Here is a 10,247-nt window from a genome sequence, read left to right as displayed (position 1 = left end):
GTTCCCGGTTATACTATGAAATCAAACTATCTTATGAGCTTAGATGATTTCTACCCACACTTAGTGCAGATGCTTCCTAAAAAAGCTATTGATTCGACACATTCAACAGTCTCATCTATTACATCTTATACAAAAGATAAGGTCAACGATGCGCAGCAATCCGTTGTAAAGGCAATTGATACCAATGGAAATGGACAAGTAGATATTGAAGACTTTATTATTCTGGGCTTGAAAACACCGGGTGTTCGTATTCAACGTGAAGAATTCTTACGTGCTGAGTTTATGAAAAAGTTTCCTAAAGATATCATAGAGAAAGCCATTTCCTTAACACCGGCTCAAGCTGGAATTTCTATAGAAGATATAAATAGAATTGCTGATCAAGTCATTCAATACGAGCGAAACTGTGTTTCTGGTATTTCAGCTGCATTAGGTATGCCAGGAGGTATTTCTATGGTCGCAACTATTCCTGCTGATATCGTGCAATATTATGGATATATGTTACGTGCTGCTCAAAAACTGATGTATCTTTACGGTTTCCCTGAAATTGACACTAATGAAAATAATCAAAAGTTTGATTCCGAAACATTGAATATATTAATCTTATGTTTAGGAACAATGTATGGTGTCCAAGGTGCCAATACCGCTATAAAAGCATTAGCAAAAGCTTTTGCTGATGGTGTTCAAAAAAAGATGATGAAAGCCGCTCTTACAAAAGGCACCATATATCCGATAGTTAAAAGTATTTCAAAATGGTTTGGTGTAAATATGACTAAACAAGTATTTTCCGGTTTTTTCAAGAAAGCCATTCCTGTTGTTGGAGGTGTCATAGGTGGAGGCTTGACCTATCTGTCGTTCAAACCATGTTGTTTAAAACTAAAAGGCTCTTTAGAAGACACTATTCTTAGCAACCCAACTCATGAGGCAAGCCAAGAAGAAACTACGCTTGTTTCAGAAATGACATCTTTTACAAATGAATAATTAAAACTTTCGTAATCGCTTATCTTTTTATTAACAAGTACTTTTGGGACCATCACTTTAGTTCGTTATTTTTTGTTTGGTAAAGTTTGAAGCCTTTTTATGGTTAACACTTTTTATGATTTCAGTTGATTTTTTTTGAAATCAATGGCACAATAGAGAGGCCTCAAATGCCTGCATAGTATAATGGTAATACACATCCATGGTAAGGATGAACTCGTGGTTCAATTCCGCGTGCAGGCACCATTGTTATTATTACGAACTATTTATGAGTAAACATTTATTTTTCATAAATGGTTCGTTTCTTTATATCTCTATAATGACCCATATTTAGTATTCAGTCAATTTGGGTGTTGAAAATTCATGTAAGTCCCTTATTCAGGGAGTGAAACATTCTATAAGAAATCCTTAGTATAAAGCCGTTAGGGCCTCGTGCGGAACGGAATTAGAAAGGGGTTGCCTATGATGGATAGAGCGATAAACCCTTTGAAAGAGATTAGACTTCTGATTCATGCGATTAGACGTTTAATCGAAATCATTTTAGAAATGACAAAATAAAAAGAGCGAAACGCTAAACTCACTCCCTGAGCATAATATAGCAGATTGCTAAGAATTGTGCAAGGATAATCGCTGATTAACAGGCCAAGTGGTATTGACTGATAATTCTTTACATAAAGTTTTACGTCATCTTCTATTAGCGTTTTCCTTCTTAATTAAATCTTGTAAGAAGAATTTTTTTATGGTAGCTCTTGAAAGTGACTCATTTACCTATGTTACAATAACTAAGAAATGAGGACACGATTATGATAAGAGCTATTTTTTTTGATTTTGACGGAACAATACTTTCTCACACCACCAAACAAGTACCTGACTCCGCCATGTATGCATTAAACCAGTTAAAAAAACAAGGAATTTTAACCATTGTCGCTACCGGAAGACATATTACAGAAATTCAAGAATTTGATTTCTGTCAAAATTTTAAGTTTGATGCCTATATCACATTAAACGGGCAATATTGTTTTAATGAAACCGAAACCATCTACAGTAATCCTGTCAGTAAAAACGATGTGGATGCGATATTAGATCATATCCAGGAAGATCCCTATCCTTGTGTATTTGTGGAAAAAGATCGGCAATACATGAATTTTTATACCGATTCTGTTATTGAAGAGTATAAGAAATTAGGAACCTCTTTACCTCCATTGGAAAATATCGAACGCGCCAGAATTCAACCCATTTACCAGCTTTCTCCTTATTTAAGTGAAAAGCAGGAAAAAGAATTGTTTACAAGATGCCATGATATCAAAATCGATCGATGGACTGATTATGTGATCGATGTATTACCGGCTATCGGAGGGAAAGATATCGGTGTTCAAAAAGTGATGGAGTACTATGATTTAAATCATAAAGAAACGATAGGCTTTGGTGATGCGACCAACGATATTCCTTTATTAAAAAGCGTAGGCATCGGTATTTGTATGGGAAATGGTAAAGAGGAAGTAAAACAAATCGCAGATTATGTTACGGATTCTGTGGATGAAAATGGTTTATATAATGCTTTAAAAAAATATCAGATCATAAAATAAGCGACTTACTTACTGCCAGTCGCTTATTTTTTTCATCATTTCTACAATGCTTTCTTTCCCTAAACCAACGACATTACTCAAAGAGCCGTCAATGTGCGATATAAAGTCACTATCCTGTATGCCATAAGCACCGGCTTTATCCAAGGCATTATGGGTATGAATGTAATCCCATATTTCTTCATCGCTCAAATCACGAAACCAAACTTTGGTGATATCGGTATGACAAAGTTGTCTTTCCTTATATAGAAAACAGATTCCTGTCATCACTTCCTGATATTTTCCGCTGAAATCTCTTAAAAAAGAGAATGCCTCCTGTTCATCCTTTGGCTTTCCATAAATCTTATTTTGAAAGCTGACGACCGTATCGGCGCCAATAACCAGATCATCCGGATATTTCGCATGCACATCCGCAGCTTTCTGATAAGCCACCTGCTGAATGGCTTTTTCTAAAGGCAAAGCCGGATCAAAGTATTCCTGTGTGTGGGAAGGAATCACTTCAAATTGATATCCAATTTCTTCTAAGATTTCTTTTCTTCGAGGAGATTGACTAGCTAATATGATCTTCATATTCAAAACCTATAGGCGCTTTCTTTCGCTGATAATAAATTGAAAAGACAATACAAGGTATGATCAAAACACAAACCATGAGAACACAGCTTAACACCAGCTGATAAAAAATCGTTTCCGGCAGCATATTGATCATAAAATCCGTAGCTGGATTCAATAACCACAGATCATTCGAAAAAAAGATCGTATGAAACCATGTCCAGAAGCCGGTAAAATCAATGCCGATCCAGATACCAAAAAACACAAAGACCAGAATCAAACAAACAGAAGCCTGTAGAAGACCTTTGGTCAGATAGGCAATGGTTTTCTTCTTTTGCGTTATAACCAGATAAAACAAAATTACCAATAAACAAACAAAGCTGACTTTTCCGACCCCTATGGCATTTTGATATAAAGCCTTTACATCGACCATATGACTTTTTTCTCTTTCGTTAAAGGTATTTTGCGTGTGTCCATTGATAGTAATCGTATCCTCTAAAGAATTGGTATCGTCACGAATATAGTCCAACAATAATTCAATGCTTTTGTTTAGATCGTTCTGGGAAACATGTAAGGAATCGGCTAAATCCATTTTCTCATAGCGCTGGATATAAAAATTCTCATTTAAAGCCATCGTATGCACACTGCCGATCACAAAGACAACAATCAAAAGCCAGCCCCATACAAAGGCCAAGATCCTATTCAATCGCAACAAGATCCACCTTATCGACAAAAGCCATCGCTTCAATCAGATCCAGGAAGGCCTGAATATCTCCTTCCAGATCACTGATATCCAAGGTAAAGCTGACATTATGAATACCATTGATCGGAATGGTTTGATTGATAGCCAGAATATTCACTTGTTTAGCGGAAATCAAAGAGGAAACTTTGGATAACGTTCCCTTTTCGCTTCGCAACGTCATCGTGATTACGGCTTTGCGGTTATTTTGTTCCTGTGAAAATGAAAATACTGTATCCTTATATTTATAGTACGTTCCCCGTGATATGCCCACCTGCTTAACGGCTTCACTGATTCTTTTTACTTTTCCAGATTGTAAAAGCGTTCTTGCTTCTAACACCTTTTCCAGCACTTCCGGAAGAATGTCACTGGAAACCACATAAAATTTACTCATAATCTACCCAGGCTCCTTTGGATGCGATTGGCATCTGTCTGCATTGTATGGAAAGTTTTGTTTCGACATCTTTCTGTAATTGATTCAATTTCGTCGGATCTAATGATATCGCAAGCATCGTACTGCCACTGCCGGAAATCCACATTGCAAGATTCATTTCCCGGCATTGCTCATGAATCGAATCATAATCCGGAATCAGCTTTTTACGATAAGGTTCATGCAGATGATCAACACATGATTTCGCAAGGATCATCTCATTTCCTACCTGCAGGGCTTGTAGAAAACATAGCGCATGTCCCACCTGTGAAACAGCATCCTTATACTTCAAAGTAGAAGGAAGAACTTTTCGTGCTTCATTGGTTACGATTGGATAATCCGGTATCATGGCCAAACATTTATAATCGGCACAAGGTACGATCATCATGCGTGGCTTGCCTTCTTCCATAAAGCTGCAGACAGCTTTCCCAAAAATACAGGGTGCCACATTATCCGGATGTCCTTCAATATCCGTGGCAATCTCTAAAATTTCCATTTTATTCAAATGCGTCTGAAACCAGGCATCGCATGCTAAAATACCGGCCACCACACAGGTGGATGAAGATCCTAGTCCTCTGGAAAAAGGAATATCGGAATCGATATGAAGATGAAATGTTGGCATTTCCTTTCTTAGATGCTGACATGTCTTCAAAAAAGACTGTACCACTAAATTGTCTTCATTGGCATATTCTTTAGGACAGCCTGTGATAATCAGTTCATTACTTGGCTCAAATTGAAAGGTTGCCCACCAGTCTAAAGCCATACCTAAACTGTCAAAACCGATACAACAGTTCGCACTGGTTGCAGGAACATGTACTTGTATCATAGAAGAGCCTCCATATTCTTTTCCACAACATCTTTCATCTGTTCGACGGAAATCACTTCTTTGTGTCGAATTTCCAGGCTTTCCAGTGCTTTTAATCCTTTCGGAATCGGATCTGAACAAACGGTTTGAAGCTGTTTCATCGCTTCCAGTTCATCCGTACTGTTTTGATGTAAGGCGTCCAGTACATCCTGTGAAAACTTATAAGGAGAAGCTGTCGCAAGGGCAACGATCGGTCTTTCTTTTGCATCTTTGGCAACCTGATACGCAATGGCCGAATGCGGATCTAAAACAACCTTGGATTCCTGATAGACAGACGCTATCGTTTCTTTGGTCTGTTTATCATCCAGATAGGCACAACCAAACAAAGACTGAATCTTTTGTAGAAGCGTATCCGGAATTTGATAGCGACCTGTTGTATTCAAATCACTCATACATTGCGATACCAGTTGGGTATCCTTTCCGGACATATAATACAAAAGTCTTTCTAAGTTCGAAGAAATCAATATATCCATACTTGGAGAAATCGTTTGTACAAACGCGCGGTTGCGATCATAGACACCGGTTGTCAAAAAGTCCGTTAACACATGATTGGCATTGCTGGCGACATAAAATTTCTTGACCGGTAATCCCATCATACAGGCATAATAGCCAGCTAAGACATCCCCAAAGTTTCCTGTCGGTACACTAAAGGATACAGGATCTCCCAGCTGTATTTCACCATGGTTGACTAAATATTTATAGCTTTCAAAATAATAAACGATCTGTGGTACCAGTCTCCCTATATTTATAGAGTTGGCACTGGTTAGGATCACGTTTTGGGCTTCGGCCTTCTTTCGCAAGTCTTCATCCAGGAACAAAGATTTTACCTTGCTTTGGGCATCATCAAAGTTTCCTTCGATCGCATAGACTTTCACATTCTTTCCTTGTTGAGTCGCCATCTGGCGGTATTGAATCTGGCTGACTTTTTGATGCGGATAGAACACGCAAATACCGATGCGATCCACATCCTTAAAGCCTTCCAAAGCTGCCTTTCCGGTATCTCCACTGGTGGCCGTCAAGATCATTGCCTTTTGATCACCGGCTTTTAAAGCCGCTGACATCAATTGTGGTAAAAGGGTTAAGGCCACATCTTTAAAAGCGCTGGTCGGACCATGAAAAAGCTCTAATACATATACATCCCCAACTTTTTTGACCGGTGTAATATCCGGTGAAGAAAAAGAATGTCCATACGCATTTTCAATACATTCTTTTAGTTCTTCTTCACTGAAATCCGGCAGTAAAGGCTGCAGGATCGTATATGCATTTTCCTTATAAGATTGTTCACAAATCGTATGCAAGTCTATCTGTACCGAATCAATGTCCGGCCATACATATAAACCGCCATCTTTGGAAATTCCTTCCAAAATTGCTTGTTTAGCGGTCATTTTTCTGTTTTGATCACGGGTTGACACATAAATTTTTTCCATAGATTCCTCCTTGAAAAACCATATACCATATGATACAATGTTCACATTCTAAAAACAAGTGTTTTCTTTAATTAAACAAGGAGGAAGTCATGAACGCAGTTTTATTAGGATATGGCACCGTAGGAAAAGGTGTGGAAATACTTTGTAAGAACGTAGAAGGCATCCATTTAAAACAAGTCTTTGTTTTACCGGAATTTGAAAACCTTCCTTATTTCTCCAATGATGGAAAAGGTATGGTTACAGCCGATGATGTCGATATCGTTTTTGAGTGCTTGAGTGGTACAGAACCCGCAAACACGTTGATCACATTAGCTTTGGAACATGGTAAACATGTCATCACCTCCAATAAGGCAACCGTCTCTCCAAATTTGGAGCGTTATGTTGAAATTGCCGAGAGAACCGGTGGTTCTATTCAAATTGAAGCCAGTGTTGCCGGCGGTATTCCTTTTTTAGATGCGATCTTAAAGCTGCAGAAGTTAGAAGAGATTCGCGGTTATCAGGGAATCTTTAACGGTACTTCCAATTATATATTAGATCAGATGCAAAAAAATGGCATGGAGCTAAGCGTGGCCTTAAAGCAGGCACAATCCATGGGGTATGCCGAAGCCGATCCAACCAACGACATTGAAGGTATTGACGTCTTCTATAAGACAAACATCACCAATATGTTGGCGTATAACACAAAAAACGATGCGATTCGTAAACCAATTGGCATCACGAAGCTTAATACCGAAGATATCAAAATGGCTAAAGCAAATGACAAAGTCATTCGTCATATTTCGTTATCCAAACAAAAAGACGGTGAATTTGCCAGTATCATTGCCCCGGCCTTTTTGGATAAAGGACATTATCTGGCCAATGTACCAGATAACTATAATGCCCAATTGATCTATGCGGACAGCTTTGATTACTTAGGCTATTTTGGTCAGGGAGCCGGACAGCTTGCCACCGCACAGGCTATGTTGGCTAATGCCATCGATACATTGGAAAACAGAGAACGTAAGATTTGTCTAAATCATGAAAAGAAAGTCAATGAATCGATCTTGAAGGCCGACTGGATCGTACGTGCTAAAAAAGGCTTGAAGGCCGATAAAGAACAAAGTATCACTGAAAATGAATCGTATTACTGGTTTGAACAAAAGGATGCAACGATCATCGATACCATTCAGGCATTTGATGCGGATGCGATGATTGCCTTATGGGTGTAAAGAGGATAGAGGAACATGTTAAAAATCACAAAATTTGGTGGAAGCAGTGTGGCCAATGCGACACAGTTTAAAAAGGTCAAAGCCATTGTACAGGCAGACCCATCCCGAAAATATGTTGTTGTCAGTGCACCGGGTAAAAGAAACTCTTCTGACAATAAAATTACGGATTTATTGTATCTTTTAGATGCGCACCGGCAATATCATGTCGATGCCAGCAATGTCTATCGTTTGATTCGTCAGCGTTTTGTCGATATCAAGACGGAACTAGGGTTAAAGCAGCCGATTGAAAAAGAATTGGATACATTTTATACCAATCTAAATACTTATACACAAGCACAGATCGTATCACGTGGTGAGTATTTTTGTGCCAAGCTAATGGCGGAATATCTGGGATATGATTTTGTCGATGCCAAAGATATCATCCGCTTTAATCTGGATAAGACGATCGATATGCAGGCAACAGCAGCCAAGCTGCAGGCAAAATGTGCACAATATGAGCATTTTGTATTTCCTGGTTTCTATGGCTCCAGCGCCAACAATCAGATTCAGGTCTTTTCACGAGGTGGTGGCGATATCACCGGATCGATCCTGGCAAAGTGTCTGAATGCGGATATGTATGAAAACTGGACCGATGTCAGTGGATTTTTGATGGCTGATCCAAAAATTGTCGATCATCCAAAACAAATCACACATATTACGTATTCGGAATTGCGTGAACTTTCTTATATGGGAGCCAGTGTCTTACACGAAGAAGCCATTTTCCCTGTCAAGGAAGCGAACATTCCGATTCATATTTTAAATACCAACCATCCGGAAGATCCGGGAACGATCATTCAGGAAAGAACCAACATCAAAAATCCATATGCGATTACCGGAATTGCCGGAAAAGAGGGCTTTGTCTCTATCTATATTTATAAGAAACACATGTCCAGTGAAGTCGGTTATATTCGTAAAGTCCTCAGCATTTTGGAGATGTACAATGTCAGCGTGGAACATATTCCAAGTGGTATCGATTCGTTTAGCGTTGTCGTGAATAAAAGCGATGTACAGGATAGTTTATATGAAATCCTGGCACGAATCAAAACGGAACTGAAGCCTGATGAAATTCATACTGAAGAAAATCTGGCTTTGATCTCCACCGTTGGTAAGAGTATGTCCGATTCACCGGGTGTTGCCGGTAAATTATTTAAATCGCTCGGAGATCAGAAAATCAATATTCGCATGATTGCGCAAAGTAGTGATGAAATCAATATTACGGTTGCTGTATTGTGCAAAGACTTTAAGGCAACCATTCGATCGATCTATGACGCGTTTGTCACAAAGGAGGATCAAAATGTCTAAGGAAACCATTGCCATTGTAGGGGCTACCGGCGCTGTTGGCCAGCAGATGTTACAATGTCTGGAAGAAAGAAAAATTGACTGTAATCTAAAGCTGTTGGCATCGGCTAGATCCAAAGGTAAAGTTTTTACCTTCATGGATCAGGATATTACTGTTGAAGAGTTAACAGAAAATAGCTTTGAAAATGTAGATTATGCATTAGGGGCTACAGAAAATGACATCACTAAGACTTGGATGCCATGGGCACAAAAGGCCGGTACGATCGTTGTCGATAACTCCAGCGCCTATCGTTTGGATCCTAATGTGCCATTGGTCATCCCGGAAATCAACCCGGAGGATATTCAAAAGAATCAGGGCATCATCGCCAATCCAAACTGTGCTACGATCATTGCCTTAGTGGCCCTCCATGTGCTGCATCAGGAGTTTAAGATCAAACGTATGATCGTATCTACCTATCAGGCAGTGTCCGGTGCCGGTGTCAAAGGAATTCAGGATTTAGAAAATCAGGTCAAAGATCCAAGTATTCCTTCTCAGGCATTCCCGTATCCGATTGCCTACAATTTGATTCCTCAGATTGGTGATTTTGATGAAAATGGCATTTCCAAGGAAGAGTGGAAGCTTCAAAATGAGAGCCGCAAAATTCTTCATGACCCGGATATTCTTGTAAACTGTACTTGTGTTCGTGTTCCTATCATGCGTTCTCATTCTGAAAGTATCACGATTGAATGTGAAAAAGAAGTCGATGTACAAAAAGCGCGTGAGCTGCTTGCTCATGCATCAGGCGTTAAGCTTGTCGATGATCCACAAAACAAGATCTATCCGATGCCATTAGATACATCCGATCAAGATTTAGTCTATGTCGGGCGAATCCGTGAAGATCTATCCGATCCTTCCAAACATTCAATGATTCTATTCTGTTGTGGTGACCAGATTCGTAAAGGGGCCGCCACCAATGCCGTACAGATTCTTGAAGAACTCTTGAAATAAAAAGAGGGGGTCTAACAGTTAAAAGTTAGATCTAAAAAAGGACTGGAATTCCTTAAATGGAAACTCCAGTCCTTTTTGTCTGTAGTATAATTTAGTTATGCTACAAAACCAATTTAACCAAACAAATTATAATCATTATTCTGGT

At 39.1% G+C, this 10,247-nt stretch carries 10 protein-coding genes and 1 tRNA gene; 6 read left to right on the top strand and 5 right to left on the bottom strand.

Annotated features, from left to right (window positions below; translation table 11 throughout):
* The 3 genes from U0M88_RS02500 to U0M88_RS02490 form a co-directional block, all read left to right on the top strand.
* On the top strand, positions 1-978 hold a 978-nt coding region (locus U0M88_RS02500), incomplete at its 5' end, for a hypothetical protein (protein WP_331868803.1).
* Positions 979-1,147: 169 nt separating this feature from the next.
* Positions 1,148-1,221, top strand: a tRNA-Thr gene (locus U0M88_RS02495).
* Positions 1,222-1,778: 557 nt separating this feature from the next.
* The gene (locus tag U0M88_RS02490; protein ID WP_331868802.1) at positions 1,779-2,561 is read left to right on the top strand and encodes a Cof-type HAD-IIB family hydrolase; all 783 of its coding nucleotides are present in this window, start codon (positions 1,779-1,781) and stop codon (positions 2,559-2,561) included.
* A 9-nt stretch (positions 2,562-2,570) separates the two neighbouring features.
* Here U0M88_RS02490 and U0M88_RS02485 read toward each other — a convergent pair whose 3' ends face one another.
* The 5 genes from U0M88_RS02485 to thrC are packed head-to-tail and all read right to left on the bottom strand — an operon-like array spanning position 2,571 to position 6,568.
* Entirely contained in the window at positions 2,571-3,128 is a 558-nt protein-coding gene (locus U0M88_RS02485) for a Maf family protein (protein WP_168964841.1), read from the bottom strand.
* Positions 3,109-3,813 carry a TIGR01906 family membrane protein gene (locus tag U0M88_RS02480; protein ID WP_331868801.1) on the bottom strand — a complete coding sequence of 235 codons (705 nt, stop codon included), beginning with the start codon at positions 3,811-3,813 and terminating at the stop codon, positions 3,109-3,111. The genes U0M88_RS02485 and U0M88_RS02480 overlap by 20 nt, the downstream gene beginning before the upstream one ends.
* Positions 3,806-4,240, bottom strand: a complete 435-nt coding sequence (locus tag U0M88_RS02475) for an ACT domain-containing protein (protein ID WP_022790281.1) — start codon at positions 4,238-4,240, stop codon at positions 3,806-3,808. Before U0M88_RS02475 ends, U0M88_RS02480 begins: the two co-directional genes overlap by 8 nt.
* Positions 4,233-5,102, bottom strand: coding sequence for a homoserine kinase (thrB, locus tag U0M88_RS02470; RefSeq protein ID WP_331868800.1), 870 nt, complete (start codon positions 5,100-5,102; stop codon positions 4,233-4,235). Before thrB ends, U0M88_RS02475 begins: the two co-directional genes overlap by 8 nt.
* Positions 5,099-6,568 carry a threonine synthase gene (thrC, locus tag U0M88_RS02465; RefSeq protein WP_300398660.1) on the bottom strand — a complete coding sequence of 490 codons (1,470 nt, stop codon included), beginning with the start codon at positions 6,566-6,568 and terminating at the stop codon, positions 5,099-5,101. Before thrC ends, thrB begins: the two co-directional genes overlap by 4 nt.
* Before the next feature lie 89 nt (positions 6,569-6,657).
* Between thrC and U0M88_RS02460 the strand changes: the two genes are divergently transcribed.
* Genes U0M88_RS02460 through U0M88_RS02450 form a run of 3 tightly spaced genes read left to right on the top strand, consistent with a single transcriptional unit; the run spans position 6,658 to position 10,102 of the window.
* Complete coding sequence (locus U0M88_RS02460) at positions 6,658-7,776, top strand: homoserine dehydrogenase (protein ID WP_331868799.1); 1,119 nt, start codon at positions 6,658-6,660, stop codon at positions 7,774-7,776.
* A gap of 15 nt (positions 7,777-7,791) precedes the next feature.
* A complete protein-coding gene (locus U0M88_RS02455) occupies positions 7,792-9,117 on the top strand; it encodes an aspartate kinase (protein WP_022790285.1) in 1,326 nt (441 codons plus the stop codon).
* Positions 9,110-10,102 carry an aspartate-semialdehyde dehydrogenase gene (locus tag U0M88_RS02450; protein ID WP_331868798.1) on the top strand — a complete coding sequence of 331 codons (993 nt, stop codon included), beginning with the start codon at positions 9,110-9,112 and terminating at the stop codon, positions 10,100-10,102. The genes U0M88_RS02455 and U0M88_RS02450 overlap by 8 nt, the downstream gene beginning before the upstream one ends.
* Positions 10,103-10,247: the final 145 nt, after the last annotated feature.

Source organism: Faecalicoccus sp. (genome assembly GCF_036552745.1).
Classification (GTDB): domain Bacteria; phylum Bacillota_I; class Bacilli_A; order Erysipelotrichales; family Erysipelotrichaceae; genus Faecalicoccus.
This window is presented reverse-complemented; position numbering and strand designations above follow the sequence as displayed.

Coding starts and splice junctions, on each gene's coding strand:
- U0M88_RS02450 (WP_331868798.1), top strand. CDS start 9,110: ATGTCTAAGGAAACCATTGCCATTGTAGGGGCTACCGGCGCTGTTGGC.
- thrB (WP_331868800.1), bottom strand. CDS start 5,102: ATGATACAAGTACATGTTCCTGCAACCAGTGCGAACTGTTGTATCGGT.
- thrC (WP_300398660.1), bottom strand. CDS start 6,568: ATGGAAAAAATTTATGTGTCAACCCGTGATCAAAACAGAAAAATGACC.
- U0M88_RS02490 (WP_331868802.1), top strand. CDS start 1,779: ATGATAAGAGCTATTTTTTTTGATTTTGACGGAACAATACTTTCTCAC.
- U0M88_RS02475 (WP_022790281.1), bottom strand. CDS start 4,240: ATGAGTAAATTTTATGTGGTTTCCAGTGACATTCTTCCGGAAGTGCTG.
- U0M88_RS02460 (WP_331868799.1), top strand. CDS start 6,658: ATGAACGCAGTTTTATTAGGATATGGCACCGTAGGAAAAGGTGTGGAA.
- U0M88_RS02485 (WP_168964841.1), bottom strand. CDS start 3,128: ATGAAGATCATATTAGCTAGTCAATCTCCTCGAAGAAAAGAAATCTTA.
- U0M88_RS02455 (WP_022790285.1), top strand. CDS start 7,792: ATGTTAAAAATCACAAAATTTGGTGGAAGCAGTGTGGCCAATGCGACA.